We start from the raw sequence: 19,234 nt of genomic DNA on the forward strand, positions 1-19,234 counted from the left end.
AACAATCTTCCGAGGTCTCTCCGTGTCGTCCCCTTCTCTCGTTGCCCTGAGCGGCGCGAGCGTGTCGTACCCGGGCGGGGTGCGCGGACTCGACCGGGTCGACCTCACGGTCGCGTCGGGCGAGATCCTCGGCGTCATCGGCGAGAGCGGAGCCGGCAAGAGCACGCTGCTGAGCCTTCTGACCGGCGAGCTCACCGCGACCGAGGGGCTCGTCACCGTCCTCGGCGACGACGTCGGCCGCCTGAACCGGGCGGGCCTGCGACAGCTGCGACGCGACATCGGGGTCGTGTTCCAGGGCGTCCACCTCCTGGCGAACCGCACCGTGCGGCAGAACGTCGAGGTCCCTCTTTCGCTGCGACCGCGCGCGATGCGCGACGCGGGCATCGTCGACGAGGTCCTCCGCTTCGTCGGGCTGGACCGGCGGGCGGACGCCTTTCCCGCACAGCTCAGCGGCGGCCAACGGCAGCGCGTCGGAATCGCCCGCGCCCTGGTCACCAGGCCCCGACTGCTCCTGTGCGACGAGCCGACCTCCGCGCTCGACGCATCGACCGCGGCGGAAGTGCTCGATCTCCTCCGCAGCGCGCGCGACCGGTTCGGCGCCACGGTCGTCATCGTCACGCACGACCTCGACGTCGTGCGCGACGTCTGCGACCGCGTGGCCCTCTTCGACGGCGGCAGACTCATCGACGTCCTGCCGGTCAACCGAGGCGCCCGCCGAGAGCGTGAGACCTACCTCGATCGGGCGCGACGGGAGCTCGGGGCATGACCGGGGAAGAGGACATCCTCTCGTCTCTCGCCGCGTCTCTCGCCGAGCGCGGGGACGACCTCGTCGAAGCCCTCGGCGAGACGGCGTACATGCTCGGCGTCTCCCTCGCCACAGCGGTGCTGATCGGGCTCCCCCTGGGGACGGCGGTCTATCTCACCCGCCCGGGCGGGATCGAACCCCAGCGCATCGTCTGGACCATCGCGGACACGCTGATCAACGTCATCCGCTCGTTCCCGTTCCTCCTCCTCGTCGTCTTCCTCGTGCCGGTGACCCGGGCCGTCTACGGCACCACGTTCGGGACACCCGCGGCGACCTTCTCCCTCTGCGTGGTCGCGGTCGCCGTCTACGGGCGACTCGTGGAGCAGATCCTGCGCGAAGTCAGTCCTGGGATCCCGCGCGTCGCGCAGACCCTGGGGGCGACCGTGCCCCAGACCGTCCTGCGCTTCCTGCTGCCGGAGGCCGTACCCGGGCTCGTCTACGCGCTCACATCGGCGAGCATCAGTCTGCTCTCCTACTCGACGGTGCTCGGCGTCGTCGGCGGCGGGGGCATCGGCGACTTCGCACTGCGCTACGGCTATCAGGAGTACGACGACGTGCTCATGTACTTCACCATCCTCGTGATCCTCGCGCTCGTGCTGGTCATCCAGACCATCGGGCAACGGATCTCGATCCGCCTCGACCACCGGTGACCACCGGCATCCCCCTCGATCCCACAAGGAGACACCCCATGACCCTGCGTCGCACGACCCTGCGCCCCCTCGCGCTCGCCGCCCTCACCATTGCCACCATCGCCCTCGCCGGGTGCGCTGCGTCCGCCTCACCGGGCGACGCGGCTGTCCAGACCCTCCGCGTCGGCGCCGTGACATCGCCCATGACCGACATCGTCGAGGCCGCCGCCGAGGAGATCGCAGACGGCTACGAGATCGAGCTGGTCGAGGTCGCCGACTACGTGACGATCAACCAGATGCTGGCCGCCGGCGACATCGATGCGAACTTCTCGCAGCACGAGCCCTACATGCAGGAGTTCAACGCCGCGAACGACGCGTCGCTCACCGCGGTGCAGCCGATCTACAACTTCACGATCGCGTTCTACTCCAAGACCATCGACGACATCGCCGACCTGCCCGACGGCGCGACCGTCGCGATCCCGAACGACGCCTCGAACACCGGCCGGGCGCTGAAAATGCTCGCCGACGCCGACATCATCACTCTCGCCGAGGGCGTGGACCCGTATGCGGCGACCGTCGATGACATCGCCGAGAACCCGAAGGACCTGGAGTTCCTCGAGCTGCAGATCACCCAGCTCAACACGGCTTACGACGAGGCGGATCTCGTGTTCCAGTGGCCTTCGCACATCGCCGCCCTCGGACTGACGCCGCAGGACGACGGCCTTCTCACGGAGCTCGACGACCGGTTCGCACTGCAGGTCGTGGTCCCCGAAGAGGATGCCGACGCGGCCTCCACCGACGCGCTCGTCGACGCTTTCACGAGCGACCCGGTGCGCGCGATCATCGACGACAACGCGACCATCGAGACCGCCTTCTGAGCGGTGCGGGCCCGGCGTCGCTTGGCGAGGAGTTGACACATCCCGAGGGCCGGATCTCGGCATCCGGCCCTCGCAAACCTCCGCTTCCTCGCGAACCTCCGCTTCCTCGCGAACCATCACCGTTCAGCGAGGTGCAGCCCCTGAGCGACGGCCCGGGCGATCGCGTCCTGCACGACGTGCCAACGATGCACGACCTGGGCGTAGCCGACCCGGATCACGTGGTAGCCGAGGAGCATCAGCTCTGCGTCGTGGGCATTGTCGGCCTCGCGCTGCGCTCCGACGTGGGTCCCCCCATCGATCTGCAGGACCAGGCGATCGCCGATCAGGAAATCCACGCGATGCCCGGCGATCCATGCCTGCGGCACGATCGAGACGCGGAGCCATGTGAGCCGCGGTGGGATGAACGACTCGAGGCCTGATCCAGCGAACGGCGTCGCCTGCGTCAGGACAGCCCGCGCCCGTCCACGAAACGGGAGCCTGTGCAGGGCCGGCAGCTGCACCACCCCACGTTCGAGGGCCGACTCCCAGATCGCGAGCGCCTCCTCGAACGGCAGACAGGATGCCGCGAGTGCGAGGACGTTCTCGATTGGGTCCACGAGTGCGTCCGGCGCCCGCGGCACGATCGGCTCCGCCCAGTGCAGGACGGTCCGCGGATCTGAAACCCGCACAGAGCCGGAATGCGCGGGTGCCGCCACGTGCGCGGCATCCGCATGGAGCACCCACAACCCGAGCCGCTGCGCCTGCGTCACGCACGTGAGCACCACGCCCGCCGTGGCCGCGGCACGGAGCGCCGGGTCGCTCGATGGCACCGCAACCCACCCTCGCCGCGGTCGCAGGAGGTCGCCGGCCTCGACCGCCGTCCGCAGAGCGCGATCGCTGAAGCCGAGCCGGCGAAGCTCCCCCGATCGGACGATCCCGCCACGCTGCACCACCGCATCCGTCACTGTCATCCGCACAGCCTCGTGATCGCGACCGTCACCCGGCACACGACACCTCACGCTGTGCACGGCAACACCGCGCGCGAGCCTGGGGAGGAGCTTCGCGGTCTCATCGCGAGGACGTGACAGGTCTCGAGGACCGGACCCTTGCTTCCCCTCCTCGGCAACCGCCGTCTCCTCGCGAGCCGCCAGCTCGGATCACCTGAGCGGTGCGGGCCCGGCGGTAGACTGGCGGGCACCCACACTCAGGCACGCTCACACAGTGCCGCACATATCGCTTGAGGAGCACCACCATGACGAACGCGCAGATCCCTGACAAGCCCGCCCTGGAAGGCCTCGAGCAGAAGTGGGATGCCGCATGGTCCGCCGCCGGGACCTACCTGTTCGATCGCGACGCGGCCAAGGCCACGGGACGATCGGGCGTCTTCTCGATCGACACTCCTCCCCCGACGGCATCCGGTTCGCTCCACATCGGGCACGTCTTCAGCTACACGCACACCGACGTGAAGGTGCGCTACGAGCGCATGCGCGGCAAGACGGTGTTCTACCCGATGGGCTGGGATGACAACGGCCTGCCCACCGAGCGTCGCGTGCAGAACTACTACGGTGTGCGCTGCGACACCTCGCTGGCGTACGACCCCGACTTCACGCCGCCGTTTCGCGGTGACGCGAAGAGCCTGAAGCCGGCCGACCAGGTGCCGATCAGCCGCCGCAACTTCATCGAGCTCTGCGAAGAGCTGACGATCGAGGACGAGAAGCAGTTCGAGGACCTCTTCCGCAAGCTCGGCCTGTCGGTCGACTGGACGCAGACCTACCGCACCATCTCGGATGACACGATCCGCACGAGCCAGCTCGCGTTCCTCCGCAACCTCGACCGCGGCGAGGCCTACCAGGCCATGGCGCCGACGCTGTGGGACATCGACTTCCGCTCCGCGATCGCCCAGGCCGAGCTCGAGGACCGCGACCAGCAGGCGTCGTACCACCGCGTGGCCTTCCACAAGACCGACGGCTCCGGCGACATCCACATCGAGACGACGCGCCCCGAGCTGCTGCCCGCGTGCGTCGCCCTCGTCGCGAACCCCGACGATGAGCGGTACCAGCCCTACTTCGGCTCGACGGTGCGCACCCCGCTCTTCGATGTCGAGGTGCCCGTCCTCCCCCACCCGCTCGCGGTGAAGGACAAGGGCACCGGCATCGCGATGATCTGCACCTTCGGTGACGTGACCGACATCATCTGGTGGCGCGAACTCGACCTGCCGAACCGGACGATCCTCGGTCGCGACGGCCGCATCATCGACGAGTCCCCCGAGGTGCTCGTGACGGATGCCGCGAAGGCGGCGTACGCGGAGCTTGCCGGCAAGACGGTGTTCAGCGCCAAGAAGCGCATCGTCGAGCTGCTGCAGGAGTCCGGCGAGCTGCTCGAGGTCTCGAAGCCTTTCACGCACCCCGTGAAGTTCTACGAGAAGGGCGACCGCCCCCTCGAGATCGTCTCCACCCGCCAGTGGTACCTCCGCAACGGCGCCCGCGACGCGGAGCTGCGCGACAAGCTCATCGAGATGGGCCGCGGCATGGGCTGGCATCCCGATTTCATGCGCGTCCGGTACGAGAACTGGACGAACGGCCTCACCGGCGACTGGCTCGTGTCGCGCCAGCGCTTCTTCGGTGTGCCGATCCCGGTCTGGTACGGCCTCGACGAGAACGGCGAACGGGACTACGACCGCGTCCTGACGCCCGACGTGTCCCGCCTGCCCGTCGACCCGACCACAGACGTGCCCGACGGCTACACCGAGGATCAGCGCGGCGTGCCCGGCGGGTTCGACGCCGAGCGCGACATCTTCGACACGTGGGCGACCTCGTCGCTCACGCCGCAGCTCGCCGGCGGGTGGGAGCGTGACGAGGAGCTCTGGAACCTCGTCGCCCCCTTCGACGTGCGCCCGCAGGGGCAGGACATCATCCGCACCTGGCTCTTCTCGACGATGGTGCGTTCGGTGCTCGAAGACGGTCGTGCGCCGTGGACGGATGCCGCCATCTCCGGCTTCATCGTCGACCCCGACCGCAAGAAGATGTCGAAGTCGAAGGGCAACGTGGTGACCCCGGCCGACATCCTCGACGCGCACGGCACCGACGCGGTCCGCTACTGGGCGGCCTCCAGCCGACTCGGCGCGGATGCCGCGTTCGACCCGCAGAACCCCACGCAGGTGAAGATCGGGCGCCGCCTGGCGATCAAGGTCCTGAACGCCGCGAAGTTCGTGCTGTCGTTCCCCGTACCGGAGGGCGCGCGCATCACCCACGCGCTCGACGCCTCGATGCTGGCGACGCTGGATCAGGTCGTCCGCGACGCGACGAAGGCCTTCGACGCCTTCGACCACGCCCGCGCCCTCGAGATCACCGAGGCGTTCTTCTGGACGTTCTGCGACGACTACCTCGAGCTCGTGAAGGAGCGCGCCTACAACCAGGCCGACGCCGGCCAGGCGTCCGCCGCCCTCGCGCTGCGCCTCGCACTGTCGACGCTGCTGCGCCTGCTGGCTCCGGTGCTCTCCTTCGCCGCGGAGGAATCGTGGTCGTGGTTCGAGGAGGGCTCGGTCCACACCGCCGCCTGGCCGACCCCGCTCGAGATCGATGGGGACCCGGCCGTGCTCCGCGCGGTCGGTGAGGCTCTGATCGGCGTGCGCCGCGCGAAGACCGAGGCGAAAGCCTCGCAGAAGACGCCGGTCGCTTCGCTCACCGTCGCAGGCCCCGCCGCCGCGCTCGACGCGATCCGCTCCGCCGAGGGCGACCTCGCCGCGGTCGGTCGCATCGCCGCCGTCAGCTACGCCGACGCCGACGCCATCGCCGTCACCGACATCGAACTCGCCCCTCAGGAGGCATGATGCGAATGGGTACCCGCTGGGACAGCGGGGCGGAGCCGCCGGCATCCGTCCCGGCTCTGCTGCACGAGCAGATCGCGGTGGTGGATGCCACGGTGACGCTGTCGGGCGTGCAGCCGAAGCCCCGCTGGACGCTCACCTGGCTGGAGGGCCGCCCCGTCGCCGAGCTGGAGACGGGTGCCGTCGTCCGACAGGATCGCGACGGCCAGGTCGTCGTCGGCCACGTCGACGCGCTCGAGGACTGACCCCGCTCAGGCGTCGGCGGGGCTGAGCCCCTGCCGGGACGCCTCGAGCAGGAGCTTGGTGCACACGAGGGTGGCGACGAGGCAGAAGCCGCCGGCGAGCAGATAGGGAAGCCGGAGATCTCCTCGGGCGACCCACCCGCCGAGAACGGTCGCCAGCGGGAACATGCCCCACGTGATCATGCGGATGACGCCCAGCGTCCGGCCGAACAGCACGGGCGGGATGAGCCGCTGGCGCAGCGCCGCCCACGGGACGTTCCAGGTCGAGATCGCGAACGCCATCGCCGCGTAGGCGACGACCGCCGTGACGACCTCGGGCGCAATGCCCACGGCCACGAGCGCGAGCGCCGCCAGCAGGTTCGCCGCCCACATCACGCCGCCGCGTCCGAACCGAGCCACGACGGGCGCGGCGACGAGCGAACCCGCCAGCGCCCCGAGACCGATGCCTGCGGTCACGAATCCGATCGCCGCCGGCGCAACATCGTGCTCATCGAGGAAGTAGAGGATCGTCGGCGCCTGGGCGAACGAGAAGGCGCAGCCCATGAGGGACGTGAACAGCACCAGTGCGCGCAGGTAACGGTGGGTCCAGAGGAAGCGGAGCGCCTCCGATGCCGGCACGCGCGGCGCGGCATCAGGTTTCGATGCTGAGGTGCGAAGCGGCCGCGCGGCTGACAGCGGAAGCAGGACCGCAAGGACGATCGGGACGAGATAGCCGACCGACCCGACCCAGAGCGGCAGGGCCAGCGACACCGCGAAGAGCACGCCCGCGATGGGCTGCGCGATGAAGCTGTCGATCGTGATCTGCGCGGCCTGGATCCGACCGTTCGCGCGTTCGAGGTGCTCGTCGCGCACGACCGCGGGGATCACCGCGTTCGTCGCGTTGTCGAACACCGTCTCGCCGAACCCGAACACGAGCGTGCCGGCGAACAGCCACCAGATGTCGAGGGCACCCGTGACGGTGAGCACCGCGAGGCCGAGCGCCGCGGCGGCGCGGACGGTGTTCGCGACCGCCATGAGGATGCGACGGTCGAATCGGTCGACGAGCATCCCGGCCGGGATCGCGAAGACGAACCACGGCACGAACGCGAGGGCCGCGAGGATCGAGATCGTCAGAGGGTCACGCGTGAGCGTGGTCGCGATGAGCGGCACCGCGGTGCGCCCGAGACCGTCGGCCAGATTGCTGAACGCGGCGGCGGTCCACAGGCGACCGAAGGCCGGGCCCAACCCCGGCTTCACCGGAGGCCTCGGCCGGACCACGGTCACCGCGGCAGGATCCCGGTGTGCAGGACCGCGGCGCCGTCCCGTCGACGCTCGATCGCCTCGTCGTGCGCGAGTCGGAGCGATGCAGATGCGGCCCGCCGTGACATGCGCCGGGTGACGGCGTCCTGCAGCGTGCGGCTGACGACGAGGAGCGCTCGGTCGAGGGGGGTCGGCGTCGCCGCCGCCACGGGGCGCACGAGGGTGAGAGTGGTCATGTCAGTTGCCTCCTTCGGGGAGCGCGAAGACGTCCACGCGGACGGTGTAGGGCTGTGTGCCTGCCTCGTCCTGTCCGCGGTAGCGGTCGCTCGCTTCATCGATGAGCGCCGAGAAGCGCTCGTTGAGCTCCTTCGCCTGGTCAGGTGTCAGGCGGAGGTTGGCGGTCGAGATGAGCGCGGTCATGTCATCGATCTCGGCCGGTGTGCGGATGCTGTCCCCGACGAAGCGCAGCAGCTGCTGGTGGCGTCGGTTGAGGAATTCGGTCATGACGACCTGGGTCGCCGCCCTGCCCGACGGCGTCTTCATGGCCTCGGGGTTCGTGAAGGACACGGAGCCCTTCTCCCGCTCCCACCACCGCTCACGGGCCGACCCCCGCCCCTCCACCTCGCGGATCAGATCGTGCTTCGCGAGCGCACGCAGGTGGTAGCTCGTCGAGCCGGTCGACTCTCCCGTCAACGCCGCCAGGGAGCTCGCGGTCTGCGCGCCGTACTGCGACAGGATGTCGTACATCTGCACCCGGAGGGGGTGCGCGAGCGCCTTGAGCGCGCCGGCGTCGAGAACGCGTTCGGGGCGGGTAGCGGTCGGGTCACTTTCGGTCATAATGCAAAGATATCTTTGCACATACTTCTTTGCAAGCATTTCTTTGCAGATAGGCGTAGGCGAGTCGCGGCGGGCGTCCGGCCCGGCCCGGGCACGTACGCTGAAGGAATGACGGATGCCGCTTCCAACCCGCTTCTCGCCCCCTCGTCACTCCCCTTCGGTCTTCCCGACTACCCCGGCATCCGGGCAGAGCACTACCTCCCGGCGTTCGAAGCCGCGTTCGCGCAGCACCGGGCCGAGATCGACGCGATCACCGCGCAGAGCGAAGCGCCCACGTTCGCGAACACCCTCGAACGGCTCGAAGCGGCCGGCGACCTCCTGGGTCGGGTGGCTCGGACCTTCTACACCGTCTCCTCCGCCCACGCGACGCCCGAGATCCAGGAGATCGACGCCGCCCTCGCGCCGCTGATGTCAGCGCACGACGACGCCGTCCAGCTCGATGCCGCGCTGTACGCGCGCGTCCGGGCCGTCTATGAGCAGCTCGACTCGCTGGACCTCGGAGCCGAGGAGCGCTACCTCGTCGAACGCCGGTACCGCGAGATGACGAGCGCCGGCGCCGCACTCGACGACGGCGCGAAGTCCGTGCTCACCGAAATCAATCAGCGCCTATCCGTGCTCTCGAACACGTTCGAGAAGAATCTCCTCGCCGACACGAACGACCTCGCCGTGGTGTTCGACGACGCCAATGAACTCGACGGCCTCACCGACGGCGAACTGTCGGCCGCCGCGCAGAACGCCGCCGACCGCGGCCTCCCCGGGAAGTACGTGGTCACCCTGACCCTCTTCACCGGCCACCCCTACCTCTCCACCCTGACGTCGCGCGAGAGCCGGCGACGTCTGCTCGACGCCTCGCGCTCCCGCGCGAGCCGCGGAAACGCGCACGACAACCGCGAAGTGCTGACCGAGATCGTGCGCCTCCGCGCCGAGCGCGCGGAGCTCCTCGGCTTCGACTCGCACGCCGCCTACATCACCGCCGACCAGACCGCAGGCTCCCCGGAGGCCGTACACGCGCTCCTGCGCCGACTCGCCGCTCCCGCAGCGGCCAACGCACGTCGCGAGCAGGAGGCGCTCCAGGCGATCGTCGATGCAGAAGATGCACCGTTCACGATCGAGGCCCACGACTGGGCGTTCTACACCGAGAAGGTCCGCGCCGCCCGCTACGACCTCGACCGCACCGCGCTCCGGCCCTGGTTCGAGGCGGAGCGCGTGCTCGTCGACGGCGTCTTCCGCGCGGCATCCGCACTGTACGGCATCACCTTCGCCGAGCGCACCGACCTGCAGGCCTACCACCCCGACGCGCGCGTCTTCGAGGTGTCGGAGGAGGACGGTTCGGCGCTGGGGCTGTTCATCCTCGACCTGTACACCCGCGACACCAAGCGGGGCGGCGCGTGGATGAACTCGATCGTCTCGCAGTCCGAGCTCCGCGGCACGGCTCCCATCGTCGTCAACAACCTCAACGTCCCCAAGCCCGCCCCGGGTGCGCCGACCCTGCTCACCCTCGACGAGGTGACCACCCTCTTCCACGAGTTCGGTCATGCCCTTCACGGGCTCTTCGCGCATGTGACGTACCCGCACTTCGCCGGCACCGCCGTCTTCCGCGACTTCGTCGAGTTCCCGAGTCAGGTCAACGAGATGTGGATCTTCTGGCCGGAGGTGCTGGCGGAGTACGCGCGACACGTCGAGACGGGCGAGCCGCTTCCCGCCGAGGTGGTCGAGAAGCTCCGTGAGTCGGAGGCCTTCAACCAGGGCTTCGCGACGAGCGAGTACCTCGCCGCCGCGTGGCTCGACCAGACCTGGCACAGCGTGGACGCCGACACGGCCTCCACCACCCTCGACGTGGCCCACATCGAGGCGACGGCACTCACCGACATCGGGCTGGACAACCCCGTCGTCCCACCCCGCTACTCCTCCACGTACTTCGCCCACGTGTTCTCCGGTGGCTACAGCGCCGGCTACTACTCGTACATCTGGAGCGAGGTCCTCGACGCCGACACGGTGGAATGGTTCGCCGAGAATGGCGGACTCACCCGCGCCAACGGCGAGCGGTTCCGCCGACGCCTGCTGGGCGTCGGCGGGTCGATGGACCCGCTGGAGGCGTACCGCGACTTCCGGGGCCGCGAGGCCCGGATCGAGCCCCTCCTGGAGCGTCGCGGCCTGGCATCCTGAGTCTGAACATCCTCGTCGCCTGATCCACGACCTGGCCGGCGACCCCCTGTCGCGCCCCGGGCGACCGTGCCAGGATCAGCCCATGGCAGACTCCATTCCTCCGCTCGCACCGACCCCCTATGACGGCGCACAGCTCCTCTTCCTGGAGGCTGCGCTGATGACGGTGATCCGCCACAACGGGATCCGTCTGGACGATCTGCGCACCCTCTTCGACCGATCCTTCACGGCGCTGGGAACGGCCGTCGGCGCGGGACTGGTCACGCCGGTGGGTCCGGCGTTTGCGATCTACCACGGCGACCCCTCGGGCGTCTTCGACGTCGAGATCGGGTTCCCCACCGCCGGTGCCCCGACGCGCGACATCGAGACGCCCGCCGGTGCGATCCACGCCTCCGCACTGCCCGCCGGGAACGCGATGGTGACCTCGCACCTCGGCTCCTATGACGGGCTCGGCGATGCGTGGGGACGTCTCGTGGCGGCAGCCGACGGCCAGCCGAAAGGCGTGTTCATCGAGGCGTACGTGAGCGACCCGTCGACGACGGCGACCGACCAGCTTCGCACAGACCTCATTCTGCCGGTCCGCTCCGCCTGACGCGCGGCGGGGCCTCGCGGAGGGTCAGCCGCGGCGAAGGGTCACGCGCTCTTGCGCTTCTGACGCAGCACGAGCGTGGGAGGCGCGCCCTCGGTGACCGAGGCCCGCGTCACGATGACCTTGTCGACGTCCTCGGCCGACGGGATCTCGAACATGATCGGGCCCAGCACGTCTTCGAGGATCGCGCGCAGACCACGGGCGCCCGTCTTGCGCGCCACGGCGAGGTCGGCGATGGCGCGCAGCGCCTCCTCCTCGAACTCCAGCTCGACGCCGTCGAGCTGGAACATCCGCTGATACTGCTTCACGAAAGCGTTCTTCGGACCCGTCAGGATCTCGATGAGCGCGTCCTGGTCGAGCGGGGAGACGGTCGTGACGACCGGGAGACGGCCGATGAACTCCGGGATGAGCCCGAACTTGTGGAGGTCTTCGGGGAGCACATCGCGGAAGACATCGAGCTCCTGCTCTTTGTCCTGCAGCGGCGCGCCGAATCCGACGCCGTGCTTGCCGACGCGCGAGGAGATGATGTCCTCCAGCCCGGCGAAGGCGCCGGCGACGATGAACAGCACGTTCGTCGTGTCGATCTGGATGAACTCCTGGTGCGGGTGCTTGCGTCCCCCCTGCGGAGGGACGGATGCGACCGTGCCCTCGAGGATCTTCAGAAGCGCCTGCTGCACACCCTCGCCCGACACGTCACGGGTGATCGACGGGTTCTCCGCCTTGCGGGCGATCTTGTCGACCTCGTCGATGTAGATGATGCCGGTCTCGGCACGCTTGACGTCGAAGTCAGCGGCCTGAAGGAGCTTCAGGAGGATGTTCTCGACGTCCTCGCCGACGTAGCCGGCCTCGGTGAGGGCCGTGGCATCCGCCACCGCGAACGGGACGTTGAGGCGCTTGGCGAGCGTCTGCGCGAGGTAGGTCTTGCCGCAGCCGGTGGGACCGAGGAGCAGGATGTTGCTCTTCGCGATCTCGACCTCATCGGCGCGCTGCTCGGCGGGCTGCAGGGTGCCGCGGGCACGGACGCGCTTGTAGTGGTTGTAGACGGCGACAGCGAGAGCCCGCTTCGCGGGATCCTGTCCGACGACGTACTCCTCGAGGAAGCTGAAGATCTCGCGCGGCTTCGGCAGATCGAACTCGGCGACCTCACCGTCGCCCGACTCGGCCATCCGCTCTTCGATGATCTCGTTGCACAGCTCGACGCACTCGTCGCAGATGTACACGCCGGGACCGGCGATGAGCTGCTGCACCTGCTTCTGGCTCTTGCCGCAGAAGGAGCACTTGAACAGGTCGGCGCTCTCACCGATTCGTGCCATGTCGCTCCCCCTCAGGATTCCTGGTGCTGGTGATGAGCCTAATCGCAGATCCGGACACGGGGTGGATTGCGACGCGAGTGTGGATGATCGCCCGGGACGACGATGCCCCGCCGACGGATCGACGGGGCATCATCGGGCGCGGGTCAGGCCGTGATGGCGGCCGGGGTGCGCTTGCGCGAGGTCAGCACCTGGTCGACGATCCCGTACTCGAGCGCCTCCTGGGCCGAGAGGATCTTGTCGCGGTCGATGTCCTTGTTGACCTGCTCAACGGAGCGGTTGGTGTGACGGGCCATCGTCTCTTCGAGCCAGGTGCGCATGCGGAGGATCTCCGCAGCCTGGATCTCGATGTCCGATGCCTGCCCGTGGCCGGCTTCGCCCACGGCGGGCTGGTGCATGAGGATGCGCGCGTTCGGCAGGGCCAGACGCTTGCCGGGCGCACCTGCCGCCAGCAGGACGGATGCCGCGGAGGCCGCCTGTCCGAGGACGACGGTGGACACCTGGGGCGAGATGTACTGCATCGTGTCGTAGATCGCCGTCATGGCCGTGAACGAGCCGCCGGGCGAGTTGATGTACATGATGATGTCGCGGTCGGGGTCCATCGACTCGAGCACGAGAAGTTGCGCCATGACGTCGTCGGCCGACGCGTCGTCGACCTGGACGCCGAGGAAGATCACGCGGTCCTCGAACAGCTTGTTGTACGGGTCCTGCCGCTTGTAGCCGTACGCCGTGCGCTCCTCGAACTGCGGGAGGATGTAGCGGCTCGACGGCATCGCGATGCCCTGAGGGAGACCGGAAGTCGGGATGTTCATCTGTGTTGTCTTCCTTCGGTCGTTCAGTTCTCGGTCCCGCCGCCACCGGTGACGTCGGCGGCGTGCTCGCGGATGTGGTCGACGAAGCCGTACTCCAGCGCCTGGTCGGCGGTGAACCAGCGGTCGCGGTCGCCGTCGGCGTTGATCTGCTCGACCGGCTTGCCGGTCTGGGCGGCGGTGATCTCCGCGAGGCGCTTCTTCATGTCGAGGATGAGCTGCGCCTGCGTCTGGATGTCGCTGGCCGTTCCCCCGAAGCCGCCGTGCGGCTGGTGGAGCAGTACCCGGGCGTTGGGCGTGATGTAGCGCTTGCCCTTCGTGCCACTGGTGAGCAGCAGCTGTCCCATGGATGCCGCCATGCCGATGCCGACCGTCACGATGTCGTTCGGGACGAACTGCATGGTGTCGTAGATCGCCATACCCGCCGTGATGGATCCACCGGGCGAGTTGATGTACAGGTAGATGTCCTTCTCGGAATCCTCGGCCGCGAGGAGGAGGATCTTGGCGCAGATCTCGTTCGCGTTCTCATCGCGCACCTCGGAGCCGAGCCAGATGATGCGGTCTTTCAGCAGCCGGTCGAAGACACTGGTCGCCATAAGGGGTTCAGCCATGGATGTTCTCCTGCTTCGTGTTCGTGCTTCGAATCTAGCGGCGCGAAAACGGCGTCTCGCCCGTGTTCGCCGTGGGCATACCGCGGCCGGTATCGACCCCGGATACGACCGAGGGCGGTGAGGGCACGATCGCCCCCACCGCCCTCGGATCGGTGGTCACTCGCTGTCGGCGGCCTTCTTGGGCGCACGCTTGGCGGGCGCCTTCTTGGCCGGAGCCTCGGCGTCGTCCGCGGCATCCGCAGCCTTCGTGGCCGAAGCCTTCTTGGCGGGAGCCTTCTTGGCGGGGGCCTTCTTCGCCGGAGCAGCCTCAGCGTCGCCCTCGACCTCAGCGTCGGCCTTCTTGGCCGGAGCCTTCTTGGCGGGAGCCTTCTTCGCCGGAGCCTTCTTGGCGGGAGCCTTCTCCTCGGTGGCCTCGTCGGCGGCGTCAGCCTCAGCGGCCTCGTCCTCCTCGGCGACGAATCCGGTCAGATCGACCGGCTTGCCGTTCGTGTCGACAACGGTGACCTTGCCCAGCGCGACGGCGACGGCCTTGTTGCGGGCGACCTCGCCGACCATGAGGGGAAGCTGGTTGCCCTCCTGCAGCGCATCGACGAAGTCCTGCGGGGACATGCCGTACTGCTGCGAGGACTGGATCAGGTACTGGGTCAGCTCATCCTGCGAGACCTGGACCTCGTGCTTCTCGGCGACCTTGTCGAGCACCATCTGCGTGCGGAACTGCTTCTCGCTCGCCTCGGTGACCTCGGCGCGGTGCACGTCGTCCTCGAGGCGGCCTTCGCCCTCGAGGTGCGCGTGCACCTCGTCCTCGACGAGCTTCGCGGGGACCGGGATGTCGGAGCGCTCGATCAGGATCTCGATCAGCTTGTCGCGCGCTGCCGAGCCCTGCGTGAAGACGGACTGCTGCGAGACGCGCTCGACGAGGCTCTCGCGGAGCTCGGCAAGGGTGTCGAACTCGCTGGCGACCTGGGCGAAGTCGTCGTCGGCCTCGGGGAGCTCGCGCTCCTTGACGGCCTTGACCGAGACGGAGACCTCGGCCTCTTCGCCGGCGTGGTCCCCGCCGACCAGCTTCGAGCGGAACGTGGTGTCCTCGCCCGCGGTGAGCGAGTCGATCGCCTCGTCGATGCCCTCGAGCAGCTCGCCCGAGCCGACCTCGTAGGAGACGCCCTCGGCGCGGTCGATCTCGTTGCCGTCGATCGTCGCGACGAGGTCGAGCTCGACGAAATCGCCCGTCTTGGCGGGACGGTCGACGGTCACGAGCGTGCCGAAGCGGCTGCGGAGCTTGTCGAGCTCGGCATCCACGGCCGCCTCATCGGTCTCGACGGCGTCGACCTCGACGGTGATGTCGTCGTAGGAGGGAAGCTCGAACTCCGGACGGACGTCGACCTCGACCTCGACCTTGAGGTCGCCGGAGAAGTCCTTCGTGCTCGGCCACTCGACGATCTCGGCCGACGGACGGCCCACGATGCGCACCTCGTTGGCGGTGACAGCCTCGCGGTAGAACGCGTCGAGACCCTCCTGCACCGCGTGCTCGAGGACGGCCTCGCGGCCGATGCGCTGGTCGATGATCGGAGCGGGGACCTTGCCCTTGCGGAAGCCGGGGATCTGCACGTCCTGCGCGATGTGCTCGTACGCGTGGGCGATGCTCGGCTTGAGCTCGTCGGGGGTGACCGTGATGTGGAGCTTCACCCGGGTCGGGTTCAGCTGCTCGACGGTGCTGGTGACCATGCCTGTCGTTCTCCTTCTCCGGCCGCGCGGGTGCGCGTCCGTTGGGGGTCTGGGTTCGTGGGGCCGTTGGTCGGGGCGACAGGATTTGAACCTGCGGCCTCCCGCTCCCAAAGCGGGCGCTCTACCAAGCTGAGCTACGCCCCGGGGCGCGCACGCGGGCGAGCGCCGAAAAACGGCCGTTGGTAAGTCTAGCCGACCGCGTCCGGTACACTCGTCGAGTCGCTGTTTTTCAGCGGTTCGGGGATGTAGCTCAATGGTAGAGCCTCAGTCTTCCAAACTGATTACGCGGGTTCGATTCCCGTCATCCCCTCCAACGCTCCGACGTTCGGCCACAGCCGCGCGGCGGGGCGTTCGTGTTCTCCCCGGCGTCCGGCCCGGCTCAGACCGAGGTGTAGGCGACGATGCCGCGACGGACGGCGTCGAGCGCGGCGCGCGCGGTCGAGGCCACCGGCGCGTCGGCGACGATGGACAGCTGGTCGAGCAGGTCGATCGTCTGCTTCGTCCACCGCACGAAATCGCCCGCGGCCATCTCCGCCTCGTCGAGCACCCGGTCGAGCGCCGCCCCTCGCGCCCAGGAGTTCATGGCGCGGGCGAGCCCCGTCGCGAGCGGCTCGCTCCCCGGCAGGTGGTGGTCCTGCTCGAGATCGTCGAGGCGCGACCACAGCTCCTGGGTGCGACTGAGCGCCTCCCGGAAGGGCCCCCGGGGCAGTCCGTACTCCCCCGTCTCGTCGCGGCGCGGTTCGTAGACGATGCAGCATGCCAGCGCCGCGAGGGCCGCCGGGTCGAGATCGTTCCACAGTCCGCGGCGGAGGGACTCGGCCACGAGCAGGTCGCGCTCACCGTAGATGCGGCGCATCGTGCGCCCGGCATCCGTGAGGGCGTGCGCGCCGGCCGCATCCACCGTCACGTAGTCGAGCTCCGCGAGCACATCGACGATCCGATCGAAGATGCGCGCCACCGTGCCGGTGCGGGTCTCGATGTCGCGTCGCAGCTTGTCGGTGCGGCGGCGGAGCTTCCAGTACCGCTCGGCCCAGCGTGCGTGATCCTCGCGTTCGGGACAGGTGTGGCACGGATGCCGCTGCATGCGGCGCCGGACCGACTGGATCTCGTTCTGCCGCTGCGCACGGATCCGTGAGGGAGCCGTCTTGTCCGCGCGGTTCAGCTTCTCCAGGTCGCTGAGCTCGCGCCGCAGGCCCGAGTACTCCGCGAAGTCGCCGCGATCGCAGGTCATGGCCTTCCGATAGCCGGTGAGCGACTCCTCGGCGTCCTTCACCTGCCGCGCGATCCCGACGACGGCACGGTCGGCCTGGAACTGGGCGAAGGAGGACTCGAGGACCTCGCGGGCACGCTCACGACCGAACTGGTCGATGAGGTTCACGGCCATGTTGTACGTCGGCCGGAAGCTGGAGTTGAGGGGGTAGGTGCGCCGGGATGCGAGCGCCGCGACGCCCTGCGGGTCGAGTCCCTCGGTCCACTGGACGACCGCGTGGCCCTCGACGTCGATCCCGCGCCGGCCGGCACGGCCGGTCAGCTGGGTGTATTCCCCCGACGTGATCGCGACGCGGGCTTCGCCATTGAACTTCTCGAGCTTCTCGAGCACCACGGTGCGGGCGGGCATGTTGATCCCGAGGGCGAGCGTCTCGGTCGCGAAGACGACCTTCACGAGCTTGCGCTGGAAGAGCTCCTCGACGACCTCCTTGAACGCCGGCAGAAGGCCGGCGTGATGAGACGCGACGCCCCGCTCGAGGTTGTCGCGCCACTCCCAGTATCCGAGCACGCCGAGATCCTCGTCCTGGAGAGGAGACATCCGCTCGTCGATGATCCACCGGATCTCGTCGCGCTCCGGCGTACTCGTCAGTCGCACGCCCGAGCGGCGGACCTGCTGGACAGCCGCATCGCACCCCGCTCTGCTGAAGATGAAGAAGATGGCCGGAAGCAGATTCGAGCGACCGAGGAGCTCGACGACCTGGGGACGGTCGATGCGCTCGATCCGCTGCGCGTTCGACGGCCGCACCGGCCGCCTCCCGCCGCGGTGCGGACGACGCGCCTCACGGTCGGACCGCCCGCGATACTCCGCCGCACGGCGGTTGTTCTCGTAGGTGGCGCCCTTCACCGACCGGATCCGGGTGAGCTCCTGATTCACCTGCGCGGTGGCCACACCTGCGCGGTCGTCGAACAGCGGGAGCAGGTCGCCTCGGACCAGGACGTGCTGCTCGAGCGGCACCGGGCGGGTTTCGGAGACGATCACCGCGGTGTCGCCGCGGACGGTGTCGAGCCAGTCACCGAACTCCTCCGCGTTCGACACGGTCGCCGACAGGCCCACGATCCGCACCGAGGACGGGAGGTGGATGATCACCTCTTCCCAGACCGCGCCCCGGAACCTGTCGGCGAGGAAATGCACCTCGTCCATGACGACGTACCGGAGGCCGCGAAGCGCGGGTGAGTCGGCGTAGATCATGTTCCGGAGCACCTCCGTGGTCATGACGACCACGCGGGCGTTTCCGTTGATGTTCGTGTCACCGGTGAGCAGGCCGACGTTCTGTTCGCCGTACACCTGCTGCAATTCACGGAACTTCTGATTCGACAGCGCCTTCATCGGTGTCGTGTAGAAAGCCTTCTCGCCAGGCGTGCCCATCGCGAGGTGCACCGCGAACTCGCCGACGATGGTCTTGCCGGCGCCGGTGGGCGCTGCCACCAGGACGCTCCGGCCGTCTTCGAGGGCGTGGCATCCCGCGATCTGGAACGGGTCGAGCCCGAACGACTGCAGCGCCGCGAACTCCGCCGAGATCGGATGGGACTTCGCCGCCTGGGCGAGTGCGTACCGCTCCGCGGGATCGCTCATGCGGACGTCCCGAGCAGTTCGGCGTCACGCTTGCGGCGACGACGGTCGAAGAGCATGGACAGGCCTGCCGCGGCGAAGAAGAGGACGGTGAGGATCACCGCGAGTACCAGCATGCTGACGATATCTGCCGCGGGGGTGGCCGCGCCGGCGAACACCGTGGCGATCACGATCGCGACGCGCCATCCCTTCATGATCTCTTTGCCGGTCATGACACCCGCGAGGTTCAAGGCCACGAGGAACACGGGTGTCACGAAAGAGACGCCGACGACGAGGAGAAGCTTGAACACGAAGTCGTAGTAGTACTTGGCGTCGTAGAAGTTCGACGCGCCGACCGGGGTGAACCCGGCCATCAGCTCGACGAGGTGCGGCAGGATCAGCCACCCGAAGAAGGCTCCCGCGAAGAACAGCGGCACAGCGGACGCGACGAACCCGAAGGTGTACTTCACCTCTTTGCGGGTGAGACCCGGCATCAGGAAGGCCCAGATCTGCCACAGCCAGACCGGAGCGGATATCAGGAGGCCCACCGCGAACGAGATGCGGATGCGCAGATCGAACGCCGACGTGACGGTCGCGAACATCAGCGTCACTTCGCCCACCTCGCCGCGTTCCTCCGCGACGACGCGGATGGGTTCGGTCATCGCGAGGATGATCGAGTCGGTGAGGATGAACGAGACGATCATCCCGACGACGAGCGCCGCGGCGGCGATGAGCAGTCGCTTACGGAACTCACGGAGATGATCCGCGAGCGACATC

The 19,234-nt window shown here is 68.6% G+C and carries 17 protein-coding genes and 2 tRNA genes; 8 read left to right on the forward strand and 11 right to left on the reverse strand.

From position 1 onward, the window contains the following. The first annotated feature begins 22 nt into the window (after positions 1-22). The 3 genes from BKA24_RS11025 to BKA24_RS11035 are packed head-to-tail and all read left to right on the forward strand — an operon-like array spanning position 23 to position 2,312. Positions 23-766, forward strand: a complete 744-nt coding sequence (locus tag BKA24_RS11025) for an ATP-binding cassette domain-containing protein (protein WP_184218007.1) — start codon at positions 23-25, stop codon at positions 764-766. Next, positions 763-1,455 carry a methionine ABC transporter permease gene (locus BKA24_RS11030; RefSeq protein ID WP_184218009.1) on the forward strand — a complete coding sequence of 231 codons (693 nt, stop codon included), beginning with the start codon at positions 763-765 and terminating at the stop codon, positions 1,453-1,455. The genes BKA24_RS11025 and BKA24_RS11030 overlap by 4 nt, the downstream gene beginning before the upstream one ends. A gap of 38 nt (positions 1,456-1,493) precedes the next feature. Then, positions 1,494-2,312 carry a MetQ/NlpA family ABC transporter substrate-binding protein gene (locus BKA24_RS11035; protein WP_184218011.1) on the forward strand — a complete coding sequence of 273 codons (819 nt, stop codon included), beginning with the start codon at positions 1,494-1,496 and terminating at the stop codon, positions 2,310-2,312. Positions 2,313-2,428: 116 nt separating this feature from the next. Here BKA24_RS11035 and BKA24_RS11040 read toward each other — a convergent pair whose 3' ends face one another. Beyond that, positions 2,429-3,262, reverse strand: a complete 834-nt coding sequence (locus BKA24_RS11040; RefSeq protein WP_184218013.1) for a type IV toxin-antitoxin system AbiEi family antitoxin domain-containing protein — start codon at positions 3,260-3,262, stop codon at positions 2,429-2,431. 281 nt (positions 3,263-3,543) lie between these two features. Between BKA24_RS11040 and valS the strand changes: the two genes are divergently transcribed. Both valS and BKA24_RS11050 read left to right on the forward strand, forming a co-directional pair. Continuing rightward, positions 3,544-6,120, forward strand: coding sequence for a valine--tRNA ligase (valS, locus tag BKA24_RS11045; RefSeq protein WP_184218015.1), 2,577 nt, complete (start codon positions 3,544-3,546; stop codon positions 6,118-6,120). Positions 6,121-6,125: 5 nt separating this feature from the next. Then, the gene (locus BKA24_RS11050; protein ID WP_343066094.1) at positions 6,126-6,362 is read left to right on the forward strand and encodes a hypothetical protein; all 237 of its coding nucleotides are present in this window, start codon (positions 6,126-6,128) and stop codon (positions 6,360-6,362) included. A gap of 6 nt (positions 6,363-6,368) precedes the next feature. Here the strand turns inward: BKA24_RS11050 and BKA24_RS11055 are convergent, their stop codons facing one another. The 3 genes from BKA24_RS11055 to BKA24_RS11065 are packed head-to-tail and all read right to left on the reverse strand — an operon-like array spanning position 6,369 to position 8,435. Further along, entirely contained in the window at positions 6,369-7,622 is a 1,254-nt protein-coding gene (locus tag BKA24_RS11055; protein ID WP_184218019.1) for an MFS transporter, read from the reverse strand. Next, a complete protein-coding gene (locus tag BKA24_RS11060) occupies positions 7,619-7,834 on the reverse strand; it encodes a hypothetical protein (protein WP_184218021.1) in 216 nt (71 codons plus the stop codon). The genes BKA24_RS11055 and BKA24_RS11060 overlap by 4 nt, the downstream gene beginning before the upstream one ends. Position 7,835: 1 nt before the next feature. Next, positions 7,836-8,435, reverse strand: coding sequence for an ArsR/SmtB family transcription factor (locus BKA24_RS11065; RefSeq protein WP_184218023.1), 600 nt, complete (start codon positions 8,433-8,435; stop codon positions 7,836-7,838). 108 nt (positions 8,436-8,543) lie between these two features. Between BKA24_RS11065 and BKA24_RS11070 the strand changes: the two genes are divergently transcribed. Further along, positions 8,544-10,601, forward strand: coding sequence for a M3 family metallopeptidase (locus BKA24_RS11070; protein WP_184218025.1), 2,058 nt, complete (start codon positions 8,544-8,546; stop codon positions 10,599-10,601). Between the two features lie 82 nt (positions 10,602-10,683). Beyond that, positions 10,684-11,190: a GyrI-like domain-containing protein gene (locus tag BKA24_RS11075; protein ID WP_184218027.1), complete on the forward strand. Its 507-nt coding sequence runs from the start codon at positions 10,684-10,686 to the stop codon at positions 11,188-11,190. Positions 11,191-11,231: 41 nt separating this feature from the next. Here the strand turns inward: BKA24_RS11075 and clpX are convergent, their stop codons facing one another. The 5 genes from clpX to BKA24_RS11100 all read right to left on the reverse strand — a co-directional run bounded on the left by clpX (position 11,232) and on the right by BKA24_RS11100 (position 15,783). Next, positions 11,232-12,500 carry an ATP-dependent Clp protease ATP-binding subunit ClpX gene (clpX, locus tag BKA24_RS11080; RefSeq protein WP_184218029.1) on the reverse strand — a complete coding sequence of 423 codons (1,269 nt, stop codon included), beginning with the start codon at positions 12,498-12,500 and terminating at the stop codon, positions 11,232-11,234. A 143-nt stretch (positions 12,501-12,643) separates the two neighbouring features. Then, positions 12,644-13,309, reverse strand: coding sequence for an ATP-dependent Clp protease proteolytic subunit (locus BKA24_RS11085; protein ID WP_184218031.1), 666 nt, complete (start codon positions 13,307-13,309; stop codon positions 12,644-12,646). Positions 13,310-13,332: 23 nt separating this feature from the next. Beyond that, positions 13,333-13,917 (reverse strand): ATP-dependent Clp protease proteolytic subunit, encoded by a 585-nt coding sequence (locus tag BKA24_RS11090; RefSeq protein WP_184218033.1) that lies wholly within the window; start codon positions 13,915-13,917, stop codon positions 13,333-13,335. A 156-nt stretch (positions 13,918-14,073) separates the two neighbouring features. Continuing rightward, positions 14,074-15,639, reverse strand: a complete 1,566-nt coding sequence (gene tig, locus BKA24_RS11095; RefSeq protein ID WP_184218035.1) for a trigger factor — start codon at positions 15,637-15,639, stop codon at positions 14,074-14,076. A gap of 67 nt (positions 15,640-15,706) precedes the next feature. Further along, positions 15,707-15,783 (reverse strand) — tRNA-Pro (locus BKA24_RS11100). 95 nt (positions 15,784-15,878) lie between these two features. Here BKA24_RS11100 and BKA24_RS11105 point away from each other — a divergent pair. Further along, positions 15,879-15,952 (forward strand) — tRNA-Gly (locus BKA24_RS11105). Positions 15,953-16,018: 66 nt separating this feature from the next. Here the strand turns inward: BKA24_RS11105 and BKA24_RS11110 are convergent. Both BKA24_RS11110 and tatC read right to left on the reverse strand, forming a co-directional pair. Then, positions 16,019-18,481, reverse strand: coding sequence for a DEAD/DEAH box helicase (locus tag BKA24_RS11110; RefSeq protein ID WP_184218037.1), 2,463 nt, complete (start codon positions 18,479-18,481; stop codon positions 16,019-16,021). After that, complete coding sequence (tatC, locus tag BKA24_RS11115) at positions 18,478-19,233, reverse strand: twin-arginine translocase subunit TatC (protein WP_184220712.1); 756 nt, start codon at positions 19,231-19,233, stop codon at positions 18,478-18,480. Before tatC ends, BKA24_RS11110 begins: the two co-directional genes overlap by 4 nt. Between the last annotated feature and the right edge of the window lies 1 nt (position 19,234).

Origin of the sequence: Microbacterium marinum, from assembly GCF_014204835.1 — a bacterium.
Classification (GTDB): Bacteria; Actinomycetota; Actinomycetes; order Actinomycetales; family Microbacteriaceae; genus Microbacterium; species Microbacterium marinum.

Excerpts from the sequence above, each read along its gene's own strand:
- tatC (WP_184220712.1), bottom strand. The coding sequence starts at position 19,233 with ATGTCGCTCGCGGATCATCTCCGTGAGTTCCGTAAGCGACTGCTCATC.
- BKA24_RS11075 (WP_184218027.1), top strand. The coding sequence starts at position 10,684 with ATGGCAGACTCCATTCCTCCGCTCGCACCGACCCCCTATGACGGCGCA.
- BKA24_RS11070 (WP_184218025.1), top strand. The coding sequence starts at position 8,544 with ATGACGGATGCCGCTTCCAACCCGCTTCTCGCCCCCTCGTCACTCCCC.
- BKA24_RS11090 (WP_184218033.1), bottom strand. The coding sequence starts at position 13,917 with ATGGCTGAACCCCTTATGGCGACCAGTGTCTTCGACCGGCTGCTGAAA.
- BKA24_RS11110 (WP_184218037.1), bottom strand. The coding sequence starts at position 18,481 with ATGAGCGATCCCGCGGAGCGGTACGCACTCGCCCAGGCGGCGAAGTCC.
- tig (WP_184218035.1), bottom strand. The coding sequence starts at position 15,639 with ATGGTCACCAGCACCGTCGAGCAGCTGAACCCGACCCGGGTGAAGCTC.
- BKA24_RS11085 (WP_184218031.1), bottom strand. The coding sequence starts at position 13,309 with ATGAACATCCCGACTTCCGGTCTCCCTCAGGGCATCGCGATGCCGTCG.
- BKA24_RS11060 (WP_184218021.1), bottom strand. The coding sequence starts at position 7,834 with ATGACCACTCTCACCCTCGTGCGCCCCGTGGCGGCGGCGACGCCGACC.
- clpX (WP_184218029.1), bottom strand. The coding sequence starts at position 12,500 with ATGGCACGAATCGGTGAGAGCGCCGACCTGTTCAAGTGCTCCTTCTGC.
- BKA24_RS11040 (WP_184218013.1), bottom strand. The coding sequence starts at position 3,262 with ATGACAGTGACGGATGCGGTGGTGCAGCGTGGCGGGATCGTCCGATCG.
- BKA24_RS11030 (WP_184218009.1), top strand. The coding sequence starts at position 763 with ATGACCGGGGAAGAGGACATCCTCTCGTCTCTCGCCGCGTCTCTCGCC.
- BKA24_RS11035 (WP_184218011.1), top strand. The coding sequence starts at position 1,494 with ATGACCCTGCGTCGCACGACCCTGCGCCCCCTCGCGCTCGCCGCCCTC.
- BKA24_RS11050 (WP_343066094.1), top strand. The coding sequence starts at position 6,126 with ATGGGTACCCGCTGGGACAGCGGGGCGGAGCCGCCGGCATCCGTCCCG.
- valS (WP_184218015.1), top strand. The coding sequence starts at position 3,544 with ATGACGAACGCGCAGATCCCTGACAAGCCCGCCCTGGAAGGCCTCGAG.
- BKA24_RS11065 (WP_184218023.1), bottom strand. The coding sequence starts at position 8,435 with ATGACCGAAAGTGACCCGACCGCTACCCGCCCCGAACGCGTTCTCGAC.